The organism is Mycoplasmopsis gallopavonis (assembly GCF_900660635.1).
GTDB lineage: Bacteria > Bacillota_I > Bacilli_A > Mycoplasmatales > Metamycoplasmataceae > Mycoplasmopsis > Mycoplasmopsis gallopavonis.
In genome coordinates this window covers 1-21,230 of record NZ_LR215032.1, presented here as the reverse complement: position 1 = coordinate 21,230, position 21,230 = coordinate 1, and the positions used below count along the sequence as shown (strand labels likewise).

The following is a 21,230-nucleotide window of genomic DNA, read 5'->3' as shown; positions in this document are numbered from 1 at the left end:
ATGACCAAACACCCTAAAATTAAAGAAATTCTTTTTGATCAAGCTTTTATTGAAAGTAAAATTCAAAATTGTGCAGAGTGAGTGAATCAAACTTATCAAAATTCACAAGACTTAGTTTTAATCGGGCTTTTAAAAGGTTCAGTTCCTTTTTTAGCTCAATTAATTAAGAGCGTCACAGTGGATCATACAATTGATTTTATGACCGCAAGTAGCTACGATGGAAGTCATGCTTCAAGCGGTAGTGTTAAGATCATAATGGACTTAGCACACGATATTGAAGGTAAAGATGTTTTAATTATCGAAGATATTATCGATAGCGGAATTACTCTCTCAAAAATCAAACAAATTCTCTCTGCCCGTAAACCAAAAAGTTTAAAAATTCTCACTTTAATGGATAAACCATTTAACCGTAAAGTTAACTTACAAGCTGATTATTTTGGTTTTGAAGTACCTGACGCTTTTTTAGTAGGTTTTGGGCTTGATTATAAAGAACAGTTAAGAAATTTACCTTTTATTGGTATTTTTGATGAAAAATTCTTAGAAAAATAAAAATGCAATTTTTTGCATTTTTTGTTTATCTTAAATCTAATAAAAAAATATCGCAAAAGCGATATTTCTACTAAGCTGATAATCCGTTAGCTTTAAATACACCAACTAATTCTTCGAAAGCTTGTTCTTCATCTTCACCTGAAACTTTAAGTGTAACTTCATCACCGCTTTTTACTCCTAAAGTCATAATGTTCATGATTGATTTTAAGTTAGCTTCTAATCCGTTAGCAATAATTTTTGATTCTGATTTGTATTTTGAAGCTGCCGCTGTTAAAAGTTGAGCTGGACGTGCGTGAATACCAATAGGGTCAATAATTTTAAGTGTAATTTCTTTCATAACTTCTCCTTTATTTTATTTTTTTAATATTATTAATATTATAACACAATAAATTTTTTAAATCGCAGAAGCGACTTAAAAAGTGCTTATATATTATACACAAGTAAAAGGAATTTTATATTTTTTTCATTTAGCTAAAAAATATTTTGAAAGTCAATTTTCTAGGTCTTGAAATAATTCAATTAATCACTAAAACTTCTTAGCATTTAATAAAATAAACCCAACTTAAATATATTAAATCATATATAATTTAAATTATTTAAATATAAATAAATAAGCAAGGAGTGAAATGGCTGAAAAAAACAGAAGAACCAAAAGAGTTGAAGTAATTCAAGTAATTTATAAATATGAACTATTAGAAGAAAAAATTGATGTTAAACAAGCATTTGAAGAATTTGATTATTTAGATAACGAACAATTATTAATGCTTGAAAAAGTCCACAAAAACTACAAATTCTTAAAAAATACATTGTTAAAACTCATTAATCCATCATGAAAATGACATCGAATTAGCCCAATTGTGCGTGCAATTTTGTTAAACGGAGCATGTGAACTTTTTTTCTTACAACCTAAAATTGTCATTAATGAAGCTATCGAAATTACTAAAATGTACTTTTTAAAACCCGAATCAAAAGAACAAGCTAGTGCAAACTTTTACGACGATTGACAATACAAGTTTGTTAATGGTGTTCTTGAAAACTATTACAAACTACTTTTAAAATTGGAAGTGATTACCCAAGAAGCACAAAATAATTAGTTGTATGTTTAACTTTTTTAAGAAAAATCAATCAGAAGATCTTCATAAAAAATCTTTTAAGTTTCTGATCAATACCGTTTTTTGACAAAATAAAATCAACAAAGTTTTAGATATTTTTTACCAACATCATTATCTCGATAAGACAAAACTCAAAGATCTTCCTTTTGAAAAACTTAATAAAAAAGGAAAATGAGAAAACTTGCATGAGTTTATTTTAGATTTTATTGGGTGTTTACCATTTACTGAAAATATTGATCCTAAAGATAAAACAATGGTAATTAACTTTTTTAAATACATGCTTTATCAACTTGCTTATAAAGCATATTTAAAGTCAACTCCACTAAGTTTTATTCAAAATCCACCATATCGTGAGGATAACTTAGTTGAATTAAATCGTCATAAACGAAATTTTTACTATGATTTTCTTGATGAATTTAAACATCGCAAAGATAATTACAACTTAGTTTTAATTCAATTACTTAAAATAATTTTATAATGAAGAATAATAACCAAGATATTCGTGATCAATTTCCAATTTTAAAAAATATCACTTATTTTGATAGTGCTGCACTAGTTTTAAAACCACTTAGTGCAATTGAAGCTAACACTGACTTTTATTTAAATAAATCAATTTCATCTAGAACAGCTGATACACCGCTTGGAAACGAAGTTGCTTTAACAATCAAAAAAGTAAGAAGCAAAGTGGCAGATTTAATTGACGCCAAAGAGCATGAAGTAATTTTTACTAGCGGCACAACTGAATCATTAAATAACTTAGCAGTTATGTCCAAAACCCTCCTTCAAGAAGGAGATGAAATTTTATTATCAGCTTACAATCATAGTTCTAACATCATTCCTTGAATTGAAGTTGCAAAACAAACAAATGCGAAAATTGTCTATGCTGAAAATCTTTTAGAAGCAATTAATGACAAAACTAAAATTATTGCTTTTAGTCATGAAACTAATAATTTTCAGCAAACTTTACCTTTTGAACAAATTATTCAAAAAGCAAAAGAAAAAGACATTATTTTAGTTGCAGATGCAGCACAATCAATCATTCATCAAAAAGTTTCACTCCAAGATTTTGATGCAATTGTTTTTAGTTCAAACAAATTTTATGGACCAACTGGTATGGGGGTTCTTGCTATTAAAGAAAAACTAATTAAGCAATTCAGGCCTGCTAAATTTGGTGGTGGTAGCGTAACTGAGATTGATACAAATTCAAATTGAGGGTTACGTGATACAATCACTGCTTTTGAGCCCGGGACACCTCACTTAGCTGGGTATTTTATGTTTAATGCTGCGATTGATTTTTTTAATTCAGTTGGTTATCAAAGAACTCACGCAATTTTAAATGAGCTTTCACATTACTTACATCAAAAATTAAAAACATTAACAAATGTTAATGTTTTATCAAAACCGGGAGATTTTATAGCAATTCTTAATATTAAAAATATTCATCCCCAAGATGTAGCGACTTACTTAGGAACTAAAAATATTTATACTCGAAGCGGAATTTTTTGTGCCCAATATGTACGCAATATTCGTGATGAATATGCATATTTAAGAATTTCACTTGGAATTTATAATAATTTTGAAGATATCGATAAACTAATTGAAGAACTTGCCAATGGAGGTGATTTTTATGCATTTTAATCCTAATCAAGCTCGTGAAATAATCATGAAACATTACATGCAACCAAATAATCGTGAAAATTTAGATCCTAACCAAGAAACTAAAACCTATTTTAGCAATACTTGTTCAGATAAACTGGATTTACAACTATATTGAGATGGAGAAATCTTAAAAGATGCTAAATTTCAAGGAAATGGTTGTGCCATTTTTGTTGCATCAACTGATATTTTTCTTTCTTTAATTCAAAATAAAACAAAAACTGAAATTACCGAGCTAGCAAAATTATTTAATAAATTTGTAAATCAAGAGGAACTTAGTCAAACAAAAATTAATCAACTTGAAAATTTATGAGTCTTTTACAATGTAAAAACTCATTTAAATCGTGTTGCTTGTGCAACTCTTACTTCAAATACATTTATAAATGAAAAATAGTGTTATTTTACACATTGATTTTGACTCATACTTTGTAAGTGCACTAAGAACAATTCGTCCAGAGCTAAAAAACAAGCCAGTAGTTTGTGCTAAAACTAAATCAAATTCGATCATTTTATCAATGAGTTATGAATTAAAAAAATACGGAATTAAAGCAGGTGCATTAGTTAGTGATTTACGTAAATTAGAACCTAATTTAATTGTTGCACCACCAATTTATGAATTATTTTCAACTCTTTCAAAAAACATTTTTGGTTATTTTTTTAAAAATGTTACCCAAAGATTTGAAGCCGCTTCAATTGATGAGTGCTATCTTGATATTAGTGATTTAGTTCCTAATTTAGAATCAGGATTAACTTATGCTCGCAATTTGCAAAATTTAATTTTGCAAGAATTTGATATCCCAATTAGCATCGGAGTTGCAAGTAACAAATTTCTTGCGAAAATGACCACAAATTTAGTCAAACCATTTAATGTAGGTCTTGCAGATGAAACTAATTATCAAACTTTATTTTACGATTTACCAATTAGTAAATTTCATGGAATTGGAAGAAGATCGCTTCCGAAATTAGAAGCAATTGGAATTTATCAAATTAAGGATTTGGTTTCTAAATCACCATTAGATTTAAATTTACGAAATATTTTCGGTAGAAATACAGCACAATATTTAGAATTAATCAACCCTAAGCGACAAGAACGCATTGCTCTTGCTCAAAAAGAAGATCCAAAAGGAATTGGTAAAGAAATTACTTTTGAACTTGAAGAATTAAATCAAATCAACATTGATCGAATCATTAAAGAAATTATTGATGAATTAGTTATTCGTTTAAAATCTAAAAACTTAGCAACTAATAATTTAACTTTGGTTGTTAGAAATTTAAATAAAAAATGAATTAGTAAAAATAAGAAATTACCAGAATTTACGCAAGATCCTCATTTATTTTATATTTATGCTAAACAACTTTTTAATGATAACTTTGACGAATATAACATACGAGGACTTGGTATTCGTTTTTCAAATTTAGAAAATATTAACACCATCTTTAAACCAATTAGTCTTTTAGAAGACGAAAAATTGCAATACCAAAAAATAAGCGAAGTTGATCGTTTAATTGCAAAAGTGAATCATAAAATTGGTAAAAATAGTACAATGACTTTAAATCAATACCAAAGTAATAAACGCAAAAATTCAGAAAATCAAACTTTTGAAATTGACGGAATTGCTTTTCAATTTAAAAAATAGGAGAAAAAATGAAACTAGGAATTTACGGCGGATCTTTTGATCCAGTACACAAAGGTCATATCAAGGTTGCTAAATTTGCAATTCAGCAACTTGGACTTAATAAATTATTTTTAGTACCAACTAATGTTTCACCATTTAAAGCTAAATTCAAAACAACTTCTAATGCAGATAAAATCAACATGCTTAACTTAGTTCTTGAAGATAAAATGGAAATTTCAGAATTTGAAACTAAGCGTGGAGGGATTAGTTATACTATAGACACAGTTAAATATTTTAAAAAGAAATATCCAAATGCACAATTGTTTTTAATTATTGGTTCAGATAATGTAAGTAAATTACATAAATGAAAAGAAATTGATCAAATTGCGAGTTTAGCCCAAATTGTTGTAATCAAACGGACAAAAACAATTAATAAACAAAACATTAAAAAATATCACGCAATTTTACTGAATAACGATTTATTTGATTACAGTTCAACAGAAATTAAACAAGGTTATTTAGACATGGTTGATCCGAAAGTTTTAGATTATATTCAAGCAAATGGTCTTTACTTAGAAAAAATCATCCACAACTCACTTAGTGCTTTACGAGCAAAACATTCAATTTCAACTGCAAAATTTGCTGCCGAACTTGCTAAAGCTCATAATATTAGTGCTAAAAAAGCTTATTTTGCAGGCTTAATGCACGACATTGCTAAAGAATGAAGCGAAAGTGAATCACGTAATTTTATTAAGGAATATCTTCCTGAACTTGAAAATGTACCAAAGCATGAGTTACATCAAATTTGCGGAATGCTCTGAGCAGAGCATGGCTATGGAATTAAAGATCCAGAAATTTTAAAAGCAATTCGTTTTCACACCACTATGAGCTTAACTATGTCAGATTTAGATAAAATCATTTTTATTGCTGATAAAATTTGTGAGGGTCGTCGTTTTCCTGGGATTCAAAAAATTCGTGAATTAGTATTCCAAGACTTAGAGCAAGGTTTTCAAGAAGTGGTAAATTTAAATTACAAGCAAAACATAGCAAAAGGAGTAACTTTTAGCAAGGAAGCACTTCAAATTTATGATCAATACTTAAAAAGAGGTTAAAATGGAACAAGAAAGATTGCAAAAACTGCTTTCAAAAGCAGGAATCGCTTCAAGACGAGAAGCTGAAGAATTAATTAATCAAGGAAAAGTTACAGTCAATGGACAAGTTGCAACATTAGGACAAAAAGCAACCTTCAAAGATGACATTCGTGTAAACGGACAAAAAATTCAAGAAGAGAAAAAAGTTTATTTCATTTTAAATAAGCCACCTAAAACAATTTGTACTTTAAAAGATAATTTTAACCGAACTAAAGTAACCGATTTAATTGATACTCCTTATAAAATTTTTCCTGTCGGAAGACTTGACTACGATACAACTGGTGTATTACTACTAACAAATGATGGCGAACTTGCTAATAAATTAATTCACCCTAAATATAAAATTTTAAGAGTTTACCGTGCTCGAATTAATCAACCACTAACAAAACAAGAACTCGCTAAGTTAAATAAACCAGTTTTAATTAACAAAACATTTAGTAGTCAAACAGTTATTCCAATTGAAGGTGCACCAAAAAGTTATTTTGTAATTTTAAGCGTCGGAACTTACCATCATGTTAAATTATTATTTAATGCAATCGATAAGGAAGTAATTAATTTAAAAAGAGTTGAATTTGCTGGTTTAACCGTCAAAGGAATTCCAGTTGGTGAATATCGTCAGCTGAATATGAAGGAATTAAAAACTTTAAAATTACTTACAAAAGATTAAAAAAAATCCTTTAAGCCTAAAATATTAAACTGGGACACGAAATATGGACACAACCATATTTCGTGTTTTTATATATTTAGGAGGTATTATGAGACAATTAAAGGCACATGAATGATTAGAACTATTCGGTAGTTATGAAGATTACAAAAATAATTTGATATCAAAAAATGATTTTGAACTTAAATATTATTCAATCAGAGGTTTTAGTTTTTTTGATAGAAAATTCAATGAGGCTAAAAAATATTTTGTCTTCAAGTATAACAGATATAATTTAGGAATGATAAATATAGAATCGCAAACAGGTAAATCATCTAAAAAAGGTAAAGGGTCAGGTAGACCAAAAAGGCAAAAAATTACTCCTATTGAAATTGTAAAAAAGGAATGAGAAAAAATGCCTAAGGAACAATTGATTGAAATTTTAGAAATTTATAAAGACTCTTTTGATAGAAATAATATTGAAGTTGATATTTCTAAAATTAAGAAATCTTCACTTTCTACAAGAAAATTGGGCCTATGCTTTAATAAATCTAAGTCAACAATTCACAATCTAAAAACTAAAGAGCAGCAAACAAGAAAAAAATCTGTAAATACTAAATATGATGAATTAATAATTAAGTCATTTAAGAAAAATAAGGGTTTGTTTGGTAGAAAAAGATTGGAAAGTTATATTAGAACAAAATTCCAAATAGATCTAAATTATAGGACTATTGGTAGAGCGATGAGAAGATTAAACTTATTTTGTTTAATCAGAAGAAAGAAAATAGATAGAGAACAAAAGAACACAAACGTAAAATTTATAGATCTTGTTAATCGTGATTATCACGGAGAGACAAACCAAATAATTGCCACTGATGTTACTTATATTTCTGCACCAAAAGATTGCTTAAACAATTTTGTATTTTTATCTGTTGCGATTGATCACAAAAGCAAATTTGTTGTTAATTATAATCTTTCAAAAAGAAATGATTTAGAACTAGTAATGGAACATATGTCTAAAATCAAAATGGATAAAAAATGAATAGCTCATTCTGATCATGGTTTCCAATATTCTTCAAAAACTTATGTAGATTTAATTCAGAAAAACAATGGTGTTGTATCAATGGGTAGAGTAGGAAATTCTTTAGATAATAGAGAAGCAGAATATTTCTTTTCAATTTTAAAATCAGAATGTTTAAAATTAATCGATATTACAAAAATAACTTTTAATGAATTAAAATCACTGATTGATGATTTTGTGTTTTGATACAACAACGAAAGAATTCAATCAGTATTAAATTGAAAAACACCTCAAGAGTGTTGAGGTGTTTTAGTAAATTAAACTTTTTGTCCACTTTTCGTGTCCCAGTTTATATAGGCTTATTTTTTTATACTAAAATATCAACTTAAAAAAATAAAATGTTAAAATTATAAAGCATAAAACAGCAGTTTATTATGATTGGTTTGAATTTAACTTGCTTTGTCAATTTGCAAGTAAGTTAGCTGCTTAACCGAAAACATTAAGTTAAACTTACCCAATTAGAAATAAACCCTCTATATTATGCAGAAAGAGGAAATTACATATGTCAAGATATACAGGACCAGTATTTAAAAAATCTCGTCGTTATGGTTTTTCTATTCTTGAAACAGGAAAAGAATTTTCTAAAGGAAGAAAAAGAACATACGCACCAGGTCAACACGGAAACAAGAGAGTTAAACTTTCTGATTACGGACTTCACTTATACGAAAAACAAAAAGTTAAATACATGTTTGGTGTAAGTGAAAAACAATTACGTAAAGCATTTGAAAAAGCTATTAAAATTAAAGGTGTTACAGGTACAAACTTATTACAATTACTTGAATCACGTTTAGATAATGTTGTTTACAGAGCTGGATTTGCTCAAACAAGAAGACAAGCTCGTCAATTAGTAAACCACGGACACTTTACTTTAAATGGTAAAAAAGCAAATATTCCATCAATGTTAGTTTCAGTTAACGATGTAATTGAACTTAAAGAAGCTTCAAGAAACAATGTACAAATCAAAGATGCTCTTGAAAACAAACAAGTAGCTGCATGATTAACAAGAAAAGATTTCAAAGTTACATTCGATAGATTACCAGAAAGAAACGAAATGCATACAGAAATCAAAGATGCATTAATCGTTGAGTTCTACTCAAAATAGTAACTAAAGAAAAAGGAGAAAAATTATGAAAAAAGATATTCATCCTCAATACTTTGAAGTTAATGTTAAATGTTCAACATGTGGAAAAGAATTTAATTTTAAATCAGCAAGAAAAAGCTTTACAGTTGATGTTTGTTCAGGATGTCACCCTGTTTACACAGGAAACCGTTCACAAGTTAAAGCAACAGGTAGAATTGATAAATTCAACAAACGTCTTGAAAAAATGGCAAAATAATAATGCTCAGAAAAACAGGTTAATCCTGTTTTTTTATTTTCTTTTTTGACTAAAAAATAAAGAAAAACAATTAGCACCAAATTATGCTAATTGTTGATTTCTTTTCAATTTGAATTTGACTCACTCTTTGAAAGAATAATTATTAATGTAGTATTTAATTAATAAAAGTGAATTAATAACTAAATAACTAAGAAGATAGAAAATAACCGCTTCAAATGGGTGAGGAACTTTGAGGTTCTTGTGAATTGCGTAAAATGAACCACCTTTTTCTCAATCTTTTCGTGAAATACCAGTTGTATTTTGATCGATATCAAGAGCATATGACATAATAATCACATAGCTAAAGAAAATAATTGCCACCAATTGTAAATCTAATCAAACATTTAATAATTTTTTTCCTTTTAATGAATAGTTTTTGTAAGCTAAAACCCCAAAAACTAATAAGAAAAGATGCATAAAGTAATAAAGTCTGAAAACATCACTTCCAATGAAAATATATTTAAATGAAAATGTAGCTCCCTTCTCTGTCATCGGTACAAACGGAATAACTAGAATTGATGCAAAAATACAAAACGGACTAATAACAAAACTAGCGTACTTAGTTTTATCAAAAATCATAGTGAAAAGCAATGCAAAAGTGAAAAATGGACAAAGATCTAAAAATAGTGACTTACCAAGAACGTAACTGTAATATTCGTTATAAGTTCCTTGTCAATTCTCCGGTGTTCGATGTTTGAATAAATCTCCGAGTTGCATTCAATTTCCTCAAAATCTGAAAACAATTAAATACACTAAGAAAAAAATAGCAACAACAATTCGAATCCAATACTTATCTAAATATTTTTGAAAATATTTATTAATAAGTAAACATCCAATTGTTATCAATATCGCTAACAATGTAAAATATAAACTTAATAACATAGACAAATTATAACAAAAAACAAGCTATTTCTAGCTTGTCGGTAATGTTTTAACATTAAATGGCGCGCCCGGCAGGAGTCGAACCCGCAACCTTTAGGGCCGTAACCTAACACTCTGTCCAGTTGAGCTACGGGCGCATAGATTAAAATGGAGGCACCAACGGGATTCGAACCCGTAATCAAGGTTTTGCAGACCCATGCCTTGGCCGTTTGGCTATGGTGCCATATGTGCTTAATTATTATAATTATTTTTTTTAGAAAAGCAAGAAAAAAATTAATTATCTTTAACTCTTTAAGTTTTTATAACTCAGTTCTTAGAACTAAAAATTAATCAACTTCAACTAAATTTTACAAAATAAACTAGGACAATAAAAATTAACATTCCTTCGAATGTTCATTTTTTATATTTTTAAAGGAGAAAAAATGGGTAAACATTTTACAGAAGAACAAGAAAAAGAAATTTATAATACATTTTTTCAATTAGGCAAAAAGTATGCAATTGAACTTATGTATAAATATGGTGCAAAAGCAAAAGATAAATATGTGAAAGCAAGATTACGAGGAATATTAAAACATTATAATTGTAATATGAATAAAAAACCAAGAAAGCCTGGAAGTGGTAGGTCAAGAAAAGTGAAAGAACAAGATATAAATTGAGACATTTTTACACGAGAAGATTTAATTGAAATTGCAAAAAGATATAGAGAAATTACAAAAGATAAATTTAAAACAGAGAAAGTTCAAGAGGCATCAAATATTAATATGGCTTCGTATAAACTTGCTATTTTGTTGTATCTTTGTAGACAAACAATATCCAAACATAAAAGAAATAATTTTGCTCCTAAAAATAAATCCAGAAAAATAAAGTACCAAGACTTGATTATTGATTCATTTAAACAAAATAGATCTAAATATGGTAGACAAAAATTAAAATATTTTATCTTAAAGCACTATAAAATAGACATAAACGAAAGAACTCTAGGAAGATATATGAATGCCTTAGGTTTATTTTGCAATATCAGAAAAAGAAAAAAATTAAAAGAAGTAAAGAACACATCTATCATAAAAGAAAACATTGTGAATAGAGATTATAACGATGTATATAACAGAAATATATATGCTACTGATGTAACATATCTCCCAGCGACAAAAGATGCGATAAACAATAATGTTTATCTTTCAGTAGTGATTAAACATAAAACTAAAGAAATAATTAGTTTTTCTCTTTCCAAATTTAATGATTCAAAATTAATTTACAAAACATTTGAAAATGTTGATTTTGAAAAAAGTTTTATACTACATTCAGATCATTGCTCAACTTATACATCTGATGATTTTTCTCGTTTTATTCAAAATAAAGGTGGAATAATTTCACTTTCAAAAGTGGGAAACAGTTTAGATAATAGAGTTGTGGAATATTGATTTTCAAATTTAAAAACTGAATTAATTAGAGATTTAAATATCAAAGCTATGACTTTGAGTGAACTAGAAAAAGTAATATCTAATTATGTTAATTGATACAACAAATTTAGAATTCAATCATGTCTAAATTGAAAAACCCCATACGAATATAGTATGGGGCTATCCAATTTGATAAATTGTTAATTTTTTCTGTCCTAGTTTAAAAAAGGCTATTTTTAGAAGATTTTTGCTTAACTTGTAAGCGAAAATTCTTGATGATAAAATTTAAAATGTTTGGGATGAATGTAAAACATTCCAGCAATTGAAATACTATCAATATCATATCCAAAGAATCGAATAACAGGAACAAGATTATATCCGAACATTTCTTTTTCTACTAATGTTACTTCATAAACAACATTAGTTAATTCATTTTTAGCAAGCAGAATATCAACAATCGGTTTGCTAATATCAACCGGTTCGTATAAATCTACATTTTTTAATGATAAATAAATTTCTGATTCTGCGATTAATTCTTGATTTTTATAGTATTTTTTTCTAAAAGTACGAAATCCATCAATAAAGATGATTCTCTTCTTTGTTGTTCATTCAGGGAGAGTGACTGGGTCTAGTACTTCATCACCCACTTGCCGATCAGATTCAAAAAGAAAACTAACTGGCTTAATTAAGTTATGGAAGTTTTCGGCAACAAAATGTCCACGCTTTGAAATTGAATATGCAGCACCTAAAGATTCTAACTTTTGGTAAGCTGATACAACAACATTTCTTGAACAATCAAATTTATGCATAAGTTGATGTTCAGAAGGCATGATTTTGTTAACCGGAATTCTTCCTGATTGGATTAAATCCATTAAATACTCAATTATTTGAGTTGTCTTATTTTTTTTCTGCATATTTTAATTATAAACCTTATTTAATTATTTATAAATTTCCACAAAGTGCAAGAATTTGCGAAAATGTTTGGTTTAAAGAAAAATTAATTTTCTATTAAACCTCATTTGAACCAGCTGATGGTCTTGTACTTGATGAAGAAGTTTCATCCATAACATGTTTAATTTTTGTGTATGAGTAGTATTGAAGAACAAGAGGTGTTCTAGAAAGAGGAATATTAGCAAAGAATTGATCTTGACCTTCTCCATATAAGAAATCATAAACATCTTCTGTAACCATACCTGCTTGAATTGCGAAATCAATACTATTGAGTAATTGAGAAACATTTACTTTTGTTGCAGAACTTCCAAAATCTTTCATTACATATGCAGAAATTCCACTTATTGCATCTTTTTGTAATGTGAAGAAAGTTTTGATAACAAGATTTCTTAATTCAACAATTTTATTATAAACTTTGAAGTTTTCGACAGATTCATAAGCTATCGGTAAAGGTGCTGCTTTTGAATTTAAAGAAATTGGTCTTGATGAACTAGAAGTAGTTTCTAAGATAACTTTTTCTTGATCACCTTCTTTTCATAAATTAAATGAATTATTTTTTTGTTTAACAAGATACAAGAATTTATTCTCAATATTTGTTTTTATATCTTCTGCTAATATAAATGAATTAAAAATGTTAAATGCTTCTTCGTTTGTCGGATTTTCACTAACTTGTGCTTGTCCCACTTTTTTTATCGCTTCAAAATAAGGTGCATAGAATTTTTGTGTAAAGTAATTACCTCTACTTGAAGAATTAGATTTAGCAAGTACAATGATGTTTTTAATGAAATATTTAGATACTTCAAGAGCTCATTTATTGACAAATTTTTTAATAAATTCAGCATTTTCTTGAATTTCTTCTTTTGTATTTGTGAATAAAACTAAGTTAGTATAAGAACTAACATATCCTCTTGTATTATATTTTAATGTTGCAATGTGAGAGTTATATTCTTCTTTAAATTCATTAAATTGACTTTGAAGGTTATTTTCGCCTTTTATTGCATCAAAACGTTTGAGTAGAGTTCAAGCTGCCGTTCTTACTTTAATTAAATCAATATAAGCATCTAATTTATCTTGTTCTGTAAGATATTGGTTATATACTACTAAAACTCTTTTAAGAACCTCAGAAGCTTCAGCTGCTTTATCTGTTTCTCTAATAACAACTGATAAAAGAAGTTCAAGAGCTGGTGCTGAAATAGGGTTAGTAAATCAACTTGTTTTAATATATTGTTCTTGAATGTATTTTACTTTTTCACGAATTGAGTTAAGGATATTAGTTTTGTTGTATCCTTGACTTTGTCTTTTGTAAGTTTGTGATAAAGCATTATAAGCTTCTTGTTTTTGAGCAGCTGTTGAGTCAGCGTTTGCTAAAACTGCTTTATATGAATTTAAAGCTGTTGATAAAGGTTGTGAGTAATTTGTAAACTCAATTTCATTAAAATTAGAAATTAAAGTTTCTACTTTTGATAAAAGAGCATTTGAATTTGTTTCATCAAAATTTGCAGGTGTAGTTTCTTCATTTGTTTCGGTAGAAGTAGCATTCCCGTTATCTGATGGGTTTGTTGTAGTTGTAGAACCACCTTGTTCACTACTTGGTTGTTCTGGTGTAGTTGTAGAATTATCATTTCCGTTATTATTTGAAGAAGAATCATTATTTGTGTCGCCAGTGTTGTTAGGATTTGGGTTTGTTTCTGGATTTGTTGGTTCAGATTTAGGATTTTCTTCTTTTGGTTTTGGATCTTTTGGTGCTTCTGATTTAGTTGTATCCTTACATGATACAACTAAAGCGAATGGAGCTATTGAAGTCGCTGAAGCTGACAAAAGTAAAAATTTTAACTTTTTAGTCATTTGTGTCTCCTTAATGTTTTTTATATTTGATTGAGATAATTTTACCATATTTTACAATTCTCAAAATTGCGAGGACAACAATTAAAAAGCAAAAATTTTAAAAAAATGCAAATAAAGCTTAAAATTTGCATTTTTAGAAAAAAGATAATTTTTTGAATAAAAAAATAAAAAAATTTCCATACTAAAAAAGAGAAAAAGCAAAAACAAAAAGCACTTAAACTGGGACACGAAAAGTGGACAAAAAGTTTAATTTACTAAAACACCTCAACACTCTTGAGGTGTTTTTCAATTTAATACTGATTGAATTCTTTCGTTGTTGTATCAAAACACAAAATCATCAATCAGTGATTTTAATTCATTAAAATTTATTTTTGTAATATCGATTAATTTTAAACATTCTGATTTTAAAATTGAAAAGAAATATTCTGCTTCTCTATTATCTAAAGAATTTCCTACTCTACCCATTGATACAACACCATTGTTTTTCTGAATTAAATCTACATAAGTTTTTGAAGAATATTGGAAACCATGATCAGAATGAGCTATTCATTTTTTATCCATTTTGATTTTAGACATATGTTCCATTACTAGTTCTAAATCATTTCTTTTTGAAAGATTATAATTAACAACAAATTTGCTTTTGTGATCAATCGCAACAAATAAAAATACAAAATTGTTTAAGCAATCTTTTGGTGCAGAAATATAAGTAACATCAGTGGCAATTATTTGGTTTGTCTCTCCGTGATAATCACGATTAACAAGATCTATAAATTTTACGTTTGTGTTCTTTTGTTCTCTATCTATTTTCTTTCTTCTGATTAAACAAAATAAGTTTAATCTTCTCATCGCTCTACCAATAGTCCTATAATTTAGATCTATTTGGAATTTTGTTCTAATATAACTTTCCAATCTTTTTCTACCAAACAAACCCTTATTTTTCTTAAATGACTTAATTATTAATTCATCATATTTAGTATTTACAGATTTTTTTCTTGTTTGCTGCTCTTTAGTTTTTAGATTGTGAATTGTTGACTTAGATTTATTAAAGCATAGGCCCAATTTTCTTGTAGAAAGTGAAGATTTCTTAATTTTAGAAATATCAACTTCAATATTATTTCTATCAAAAGAGTCTTTATAAATTTCTAAAATTTCAATCAATTGTTCCTTAGGCATTTTTTCTCATTCCTTTTTTACAATTTCAATAGGAGTAATTTTTTGCCTTTTTGGTCTACCTGACCCTTTACCTTTTTTAGATGATTTACCTGTTTGCGATTCTATATTTATCATTCCTAAATTATATCTGTTATACTTGAAGACAAAATATTTTTTAGCCTCATTGAATTTTCTATCAAAAAAACTAAAACCTCTGATTGAATAATATTTAAGTTCAAAATCATTTTTTGATATCAAATTATTTTTGTAATCTTCATAACTACCGAATAGTTCTAATCATTCATGTGCCTTTAATTGTCTCATAATACCTCCTAAATATATAAAAACACGAAATATGGTTGTGTCCATATTTCGTGTCCTAGTTTAACTTGCGTGCTTTTTATTTTCAAAATTCTTGTTTTCACTCTTTTATTTCTTCCGGAGTTCCTAAAACATAATGATCATCATTAATTTTATTTCAAATTGGTTGCTTGTCTTCATTATATCCGTGCATTGCTGGATTATAAACATACCCAATTAAAGAACCTTTGGTTCCATGAATAGATGGCACTGCATCAAGCAAGCTCTTTGTATAAGGGTGTAAAGAACGCTTCATAATTTCTTCTGTTTTTCCAACTTCTAAAAGTCTTCCCTTATTCATAACAGCAATTCTATCTGAAATATATTCAACCATCCGAAGGTCGTGAGCAATAAAAAGAATTGTTAAGTTATATTTTTCTTTTAGTTCGTTAAAGATGTTAACAACTTGGGCTTGAATTGAAACGTCAAGAGCGGAAATTGGTTCGTCAGCAACAAGAAGTTGTGGACGAAGCACAACTGAACGAGAAATTCCGATTCTTTGTTGTTGTCCTCCACTAAATTCTAGTGGATAACGCTTTAGAACACTTTCATCAAGACCAACACTTTTAAGCATATCTACAACTAAAATTCTTTTACATTCTTTTTCAGATAATTTATTTAACTTGTCACGTTCTTGTTTTTGCTTAGAAAGATATTCTAACGCAGCTTGATTTTGAATTGATGCAAGTTCATCTAAAAATCTTTCGTAAAGTGCTTGATATGCAACATTTTCATTTTGAGCAATATCAGCAGAAAGTTTTTTTGCAAACTCACCATAAAACTGCGGATACTGAGCTTCTGGTAAAAGTTTCTTTAATTCTTTTTCAACTTCTTGATCAAAGTTATAAAGATAAATTTCCTTAGCATTTTTTGTGTTATCAAGTCCTTCGGATACAACTTTTTCAACATTAATGTGAGGGTTTAATGAGTTAGCTGGATCTTGGAAAATCATTTGCACTTTATTAACCATAAAGTTTTCAATTGCTTTATATTCTTTTAAAGCTTTACCAAATTTAAATCCTCGTTTAAGTTTTTTAGGTAAAGTTTTATCTAATAACTGGATTTCACCAAAACTATAAGGAACAAGACCAACTAAAGTTTTACCAATGGTACTTTTTCCACTTCCTGATTCACCTACAAGACCTAAAACTTCACCTTGATAGATATTTAAACAAAAGTCAGAAACAGCTTTAAAAGCTTTTGAACCAGAACCATAAGTAATATCCACATTTCTTAATTTAACTAAAATGTTTTCACCATGTTTTGGCAATAACATTTCTTCTGTTCCTGGTGTTAAATATCTGTAATATTGTTTTTCACCAAAAATAGTACGTTTAGTTTCAACATAAATTGATTGTTCTTTTTGATTCATAAATTAAGCTTTATAAATAACTTTACTTGTTCCGTTATCTGCATGAGTTGCGACAACTTCATGTAAATTATTTTTTAAAGCGTAGTCCTTTCATAATGAAGCAATAACTTTTGGTGGTTCATAACTTGGTGCGTTAACATCAAGTAAAGCACTTTTTACTCTATGTGTTTCTGAAACATAGTAAAAGCTTGGTTCTTGTTCAAAATCAATCCCAAGAGCGTAATCATTTCTTGGAGCAAAAGCATCTCCGACAATATTATTTAAGCTAGCTGGCACGCTTCCACGAATTGTTTTCAATCTTGTACCTAAGTTTAAATCAGGCATACTTAAAATTAAACCTCAAGTGTAAGGATGTTGTGGAAATTCTAGAATCTCACGAGCTGTTCCTTCTTCAATGATTTGACCAGCGTACATAATTGAAATGTAATCACTAATTGAAGCTACCACTCCAAGGTCGTGAGTAATGAAAACAATAGATAAATGAAGTTTTTCTTGTAGATCTTTAATAACATCTAAAACAAGAGCTTGAACAGTTGGATCAAGTGCTGTTGTTGGTTCATCCATAACTAGCACTTTTGGTTCAAGAGCAACAATTGCAGCAATAACCACACGTTGGATCATTCCACCTGACATTTCATGTGGATAAAGTTTCATAACTGCTTCAGGATCATTAATTTTAGTAAGTTTTAAAAACTCAATTGCCCGAGCATAAGCTTCTTTTCTGTTTTTAACAACTTTGTTAATTAACATCCCTTCCATAATTTGCTCACCAACTTTCATTGTTGGATTTAAAGTAGACATTGGGTTTTGGAAAACAGCAGAAACTACTTTACCACGATATCTTGAACGCTCTCAATCTTTTAAGCTAAACTCTTCAACATTATTGTTGTAAAGTTTAATTTCACCGCTATCAATAACAGCATTATCTCCTGTTAAACCATAAAGTAAAGAAGTGATAACACTTTTTCCACTTCCTGATTCACCGATAATAGCATGCACTTTCCCTTCATAAATTTGAATGCTTGGTCCTCTAAGAACTTTGTTTTTCTCACCTGGACGAGCTGGGTTAGTAAATGATAAATGAATATCTTTGATCTCAGCAGCTATTTTTAATTTAGTTCCATCATTAAATGTTTTGTATTGGACATTCTTGTAAAAATCTTCTCAATCAAAAACGGCTTCACGTCTTTTCTTAAAATTAAAGAAGTTAAGTGTTGATTGTTTAAAGTTTTTAACAATCAAAAATGACTTATTTTTGATTTTATTTAATGTTTTATCTAACATTGCTTAACCTCCTTTTATCTTTGTCTTCTAAGTGCATCTTGTACACTTGCACCAATTAATTGCACACTAGCTGTAATTGCAATTAAGAATGATGATGGAATAAAGACGTATCTTAAATATGTTGGGAAGATCTTTTGACCTTGTGAAATTAAGTTTCCAAGAGTTGGAACATCATCAATTGCAAGTCCAATGAATGCAAGTGATGTTTCTGAAAGAATAACACCTGGAATTGTGAAAACTAATTGAGTAATTAAAATTGGAAGAATAACTGGAATATAGTTTTTCAAAATTTTGTAAGTTGGTGTCCCTAAAACTCTCGAAGCAGCAACTCATTCAAGGTGTTTTGCACGCTTAACTTGTGCTCTAATTTGGTTAGCCATTCCAACTCAACCTGTAAGTGAAAGTGAAAAGACAACAACTCAGAAACTTGGGCTTAAAATAATGGTAAGTAAGATTAAGATAATAATACTTGGCACAACTGAAATGATTTTAATTAAGAAAGTCATAATTTTATCAAAAAGCTCAAATTGTCCCATCATAATTCCAATTGTTAAACCAATAATAACTTCGATAAAAGTAATTACAAGTGAAAGTGCAAGTGAATATCTTAAACCTCATCAAAGTCTTGCTCAAAAGTCACGACCAACATCATCTGTTCCTAAGATATGGTAAATACCTTTAGAATCTGTTTGTCCAACTTGCAAGTTTTTATCCATAACATTTGAAATGTTTGGAGAAAGTGTAGTAAATGGAATGATTAAGGCAGCAATAATAATTGCAACTAAAATTAAGAAACCAAAAACACCACCAAAGTTATTTGAAAAACGATAAATAAATTCTTTAAAAAGGTTTGATTCTTTACCAAGATGCATTCCTTCATTATATTTAAAGGTATTTCCAATAATTTTTCATGCTTGATGATTAAATGGTTGTGTAATTGCATTTGGTGCAGTAGGATCGTGTTTTTGATCACTATAAAAGTCTTGCTGACGAATTTTTTCAGCTTTATTTTTTAAAGCTTGATTGAATTTGTTAAGAAGGTTTTTCATTATTTTCCTCTCCTTCTAACTCTTGGATCAATTGCTTCATAAAGAATATCACGAGTTGCGTATGAAAGAATTGTAAGCATAGCAAAGATGATAATTAAGAAAAGAATTACATTATAGTCTTTGGTTTGAATTGCTTGTAATAAAGTTGCCCCTGAACCTGGAATAAAGAAGATTTGTTCAATAAAAATACTTCCGATAAATGATCCAAAAATAACCGCTGGGAAAAAGGTTGCAATTGGGAAAAGAGCAGGTTTTAAGGCGTGTTTTCAAACAAAACGACTTTTTGTTAATCCTTTTAAATAAGCAAATTTAGCATGAACTGAATTAAGTTCACGATTTAATTCAGTTCTAATATATTTAATATACACAATAATGCTTCCTAACGATAAAGCAATTCCCGGTAAAATGTAAGTACTAAAATCATTTGCATCAAATAAGTAAGGTAAACCAATGATCCGACCAATGAAAATTAAGACCAAAGCAAAATAATTGATGGAATTGAAGAAAAGATACTTACAAGAACTGTTGAAACATTATCAACAATTCCACCAGGATTTTTACCCACTCAAATTCCAAGCGAAATTCCAATAGTAACTGTTAAAAACACACTAAAAATTCCAACAAGAAATGATTTGTAAAATCTAGTTCAAATAAAAGTGTTAATTTCTTGACCAGGGAAAAGAGAAAGGGAAATTCCAAAATCACCTGAAAGTAAGTTTTTAAAGTAGTGAAGATATCTTTCAATTAAAGGTAAATTCAATCCATATTTTGCTTCAATTGCAGCGCGAATATTGGCATCTTTAGCACTTGAAACTAATGAGTTAGAACCAGGGACAGCATTAATTAAGAAGAAAGTAATTGTAATAACAATAAAACCAATAATTAAAAACTCAAAAATAATTTTAAAAACTTTTCAAAAAGCTTTTAAAAGTGGTGAGTCAATAGCTGTTAATTTTTGAAATAAATTTAAGTTTTTATTTCTTGAACTAGTGAAAATAACTTTATTATCACTAAGGACAGCATTTGATTTTAATTGTGGATTTGTTTGAGTGTCCATTAATGTCCTCCTGATGGTGTTCTTGGTAATCCTGGTCTTGGCGGTTTAGTTACGTCATAAGCGTATTGTAAATCAAATGTATAAACTGATGAAATTCCAGCTAATTTTTGAAACTTCTCAGTTGGTATCAACTTCCATAAGTGGCACAACAAACGAAGCATCTCTAACAACTTTTTCAAATGAAGCAATTAATCCATAAACATAATCTTGTGTTCATCCCTTTGCAAGTTCTTGATCGGTAAAGTTTCCAGAGAAGAAAGCGTTTAAACGATCTGAATAATTTTGTGATTTTTCATCATTTCTTTGGAATGATAATTCAATTAATTTTGTTCAAAGATCAAGAGTTTTATTTGTATTTGTTGTAATAGGTTCTTCATGTAATCTTGTTCGAGTTTTGATTGTGATTTTCGCAATTTCAGCTGGTGTGTATTTAGCCACAATTCAATAAACTGCTGCATGACGTAATTTTGTAAGTGAATATTTGTATTATTAACTAATAAATATTGAATTAAGTCTTTAATTAAAGCTTTTGTATAAAGTTTTTTATCAGCAAAATCTGTTTGATTTTGGATATCTTGATCAAATTCTTCTGAATATTTATCAGCAAATTTACTAATATCTGTCTTGCTTTGTGAAGCTTTAATTTTGTCAAATTCTGCACGAATTGTTTGATCTGAATTAATTATAGTTTGTA

General features: G+C 28.4%; 22 protein-coding genes, 2 tRNA genes and 1 pseudogene. 12 read left to right on the top strand and 13 right to left on the bottom strand.

The genetic code is table 4. From position 1 onward, the window contains the following. Positions 1-549, top strand: coding sequence for a hypoxanthine phosphoribosyltransferase (gene hpt / locus EXC53_RS02495; protein WP_119571869.1), 549 nt, complete (start codon positions 1-3; stop codon positions 547-549). A gap of 70 nt (positions 550-619) precedes the next feature. On the opposite strand, the gene EXC53_RS02490 is transcribed toward hpt, so the two are convergent. Continuing rightward, positions 620-886 carry an HPr family phosphocarrier protein gene (locus EXC53_RS02490; protein WP_119571870.1) on the bottom strand — a complete coding sequence of 89 codons (267 nt, stop codon included), beginning with the start codon at positions 884-886 and terminating at the stop codon, positions 620-622. A 289-nt stretch (positions 887-1,175) separates the two neighbouring features. Between EXC53_RS02490 and EXC53_RS02485 the strand changes: the two genes are divergently transcribed. The 10 genes from EXC53_RS02485 (at position 1,176) to rpmE (ending at position 9,145) form a co-directional block, all read left to right on the top strand. Continuing rightward, positions 1,176-1,643, top strand: coding sequence for a transcription antitermination protein NusB (locus EXC53_RS02485; RefSeq protein ID WP_119571871.1), 468 nt, complete (start codon positions 1,176-1,178; stop codon positions 1,641-1,643). Positions 1,644-1,647: 4 nt separating this feature from the next. Then, positions 1,648-2,139 (top strand): hypothetical protein, encoded by a 492-nt coding sequence (locus tag EXC53_RS02480; protein WP_119571872.1) that lies wholly within the window; start codon positions 1,648-1,650, stop codon positions 2,137-2,139. Beyond that, a complete protein-coding gene (locus EXC53_RS02475) occupies positions 2,139-3,299 on the top strand; it encodes an aminotransferase class V-fold PLP-dependent enzyme (protein WP_119571873.1) in 1,161 nt (386 codons plus the stop codon). Before EXC53_RS02480 ends, EXC53_RS02475 begins: the two co-directional genes overlap by 1 nt. Further along, positions 3,289-3,711 (top strand): Fe-S cluster assembly sulfur transfer protein SufU, encoded by a 423-nt coding sequence (gene sufU, locus EXC53_RS02470; protein ID WP_119571874.1) that lies wholly within the window; start codon positions 3,289-3,291, stop codon positions 3,709-3,711. The genes EXC53_RS02475 and sufU overlap by 11 nt, the downstream gene beginning before the upstream one ends. After that, positions 3,701-4,954, top strand: coding sequence for a Y-family DNA polymerase (locus tag EXC53_RS02465; protein ID WP_119571875.1), 1,254 nt, complete (start codon positions 3,701-3,703; stop codon positions 4,952-4,954). The genes sufU and EXC53_RS02465 overlap by 11 nt, the downstream gene beginning before the upstream one ends. An 8-nt stretch (positions 4,955-4,962) precedes the next feature. Then, positions 4,963-6,045, top strand: coding sequence for a nicotinate-nucleotide adenylyltransferase (locus tag EXC53_RS02460; RefSeq protein WP_119571876.1), 1,083 nt, complete (start codon positions 4,963-4,965; stop codon positions 6,043-6,045). Position 6,046: 1 nt separating this feature from the next. Then, on the top strand, positions 6,047-6,751 hold the full coding sequence (locus EXC53_RS02455; protein ID WP_119571877.1) for a pseudouridine synthase: 705 nt from the start codon (positions 6,047-6,049) through the stop codon (positions 6,749-6,751). Positions 6,752-6,794: 43 nt separating this feature from the next. Then, on the top strand, positions 6,795-8,069 hold the full coding sequence (locus EXC53_RS02450) for an IS3 family transposase (RefSeq protein ID WP_129724537.1): 1,275 nt from the start codon (positions 6,795-6,797) through the stop codon (positions 8,067-8,069). 241 nt (positions 8,070-8,310) lie between these two features. Beyond that, the gene (gene rpsD, locus EXC53_RS02445) at positions 8,311-8,910 is read left to right on the top strand and encodes a 30S ribosomal protein S4 (RefSeq protein ID WP_119572341.1); all 600 of its coding nucleotides are present in this window, start codon (positions 8,311-8,313) and stop codon (positions 8,908-8,910) included. Between the two features lie 25 nt (positions 8,911-8,935). Next, positions 8,936-9,145 carry a 50S ribosomal protein L31 gene (gene rpmE / locus EXC53_RS02440; RefSeq protein WP_119572340.1) on the top strand — a complete coding sequence of 70 codons (210 nt, stop codon included), beginning with the start codon at positions 8,936-8,938 and terminating at the stop codon, positions 9,143-9,145. Positions 9,146-9,226: 81 nt separating this feature from the next. On the opposite strand, the gene EXC53_RS02435 is transcribed toward rpmE, so the two are convergent. The 3 genes from EXC53_RS02435 to EXC53_RS02425 form a co-directional block, all read right to left on the bottom strand. Next, positions 9,227-10,066: a DUF5378 family protein gene (locus tag EXC53_RS02435; protein ID WP_220472932.1), complete on the bottom strand. Its 840-nt coding sequence runs from the start codon at positions 10,064-10,066 to the stop codon at positions 9,227-9,229. A gap of 60 nt (positions 10,067-10,126) precedes the next feature. Further along, a tRNA-Arg gene (locus EXC53_RS02430) sits at positions 10,127-10,203 on the bottom strand. Positions 10,204-10,214: 11 nt separating this feature from the next. Beyond that, positions 10,215-10,289: transfer RNA gene (locus EXC53_RS02425), tRNA-Cys, on the bottom strand. Between the two features lie 166 nt (positions 10,290-10,455). On the opposite strand from EXC53_RS02425, the gene EXC53_RS02420 reads away from it, so the two are divergent. Continuing rightward, complete coding sequence (locus tag EXC53_RS02420) at positions 10,456-11,670, top strand: IS3 family transposase (RefSeq protein ID WP_129724671.1); 1,215 nt, start codon at positions 10,456-10,458, stop codon at positions 11,668-11,670. Between the two features lie 47 nt (positions 11,671-11,717). On the opposite strand, the gene EXC53_RS02415 is transcribed toward EXC53_RS02420, so the two are convergent. From EXC53_RS02415 to EXC53_RS04205, 9 genes and pseudogenes are all read right to left on the bottom strand, one after another. Continuing rightward, entirely contained in the window at positions 11,718-12,380 is a 663-nt protein-coding gene (locus EXC53_RS02415) for a winged helix-turn-helix domain-containing protein (RefSeq protein WP_119572327.1), read from the bottom strand. Between the two features lie 94 nt (positions 12,381-12,474). Beyond that, on the bottom strand, positions 12,475-14,262 hold the full coding sequence (locus tag EXC53_RS02410; protein WP_119572328.1) for an ANIS5 family metal-binding protein: 1,788 nt from the start codon (positions 14,260-14,262) through the stop codon (positions 12,475-12,477). A 246-nt stretch (positions 14,263-14,508) separates the two neighbouring features. Beyond that, complete coding sequence (locus EXC53_RS02405; RefSeq protein WP_129724669.1) at positions 14,509-15,783, bottom strand: IS3 family transposase; 1,275 nt, start codon at positions 15,781-15,783, stop codon at positions 14,509-14,511. A gap of 31 nt (positions 15,784-15,814) precedes the next feature. Then, positions 15,815-17,146, bottom strand: a complete 1,332-nt coding sequence (locus EXC53_RS02400; RefSeq protein ID WP_119572027.1) for an ABC transporter ATP-binding protein — start codon at positions 17,144-17,146, stop codon at positions 15,815-15,817. Positions 17,147-17,149: 3 nt separating this feature from the next. After that, entirely contained in the window at positions 17,150-18,430 is a 1,281-nt protein-coding gene (locus tag EXC53_RS02395; RefSeq protein WP_119572028.1) for an ABC transporter ATP-binding protein, read from the bottom strand. 14 nt (positions 18,431-18,444) lie between these two features. Continuing rightward, positions 18,445-19,479 (bottom strand): ABC transporter permease, encoded by a 1,035-nt coding sequence (locus EXC53_RS02390; RefSeq protein WP_119572029.1) that lies wholly within the window; start codon positions 19,477-19,479, stop codon positions 18,445-18,447. Next, positions 19,479-20,536, bottom strand: a pseudogene (locus tag EXC53_RS02385) (ABC transporter permease). Before EXC53_RS02385 ends, EXC53_RS02390 begins: the two are co-directional and overlap by 1 nt. Before the next feature lie 45 nt (positions 20,537-20,581). Then, on the bottom strand, positions 20,582-20,974 hold the full coding sequence (locus EXC53_RS02380; RefSeq protein ID WP_129724667.1) for a hypothetical protein: 393 nt from the start codon (positions 20,972-20,974) through the stop codon (positions 20,582-20,584). After that, positions 20,857-21,230: hypothetical protein (locus EXC53_RS04205; protein WP_165261011.1), on the bottom strand; the 374-nt coding region annotated here is incomplete at its 5' end. The genes EXC53_RS04205 and EXC53_RS02380, both read right to left, overlap by 118 nt.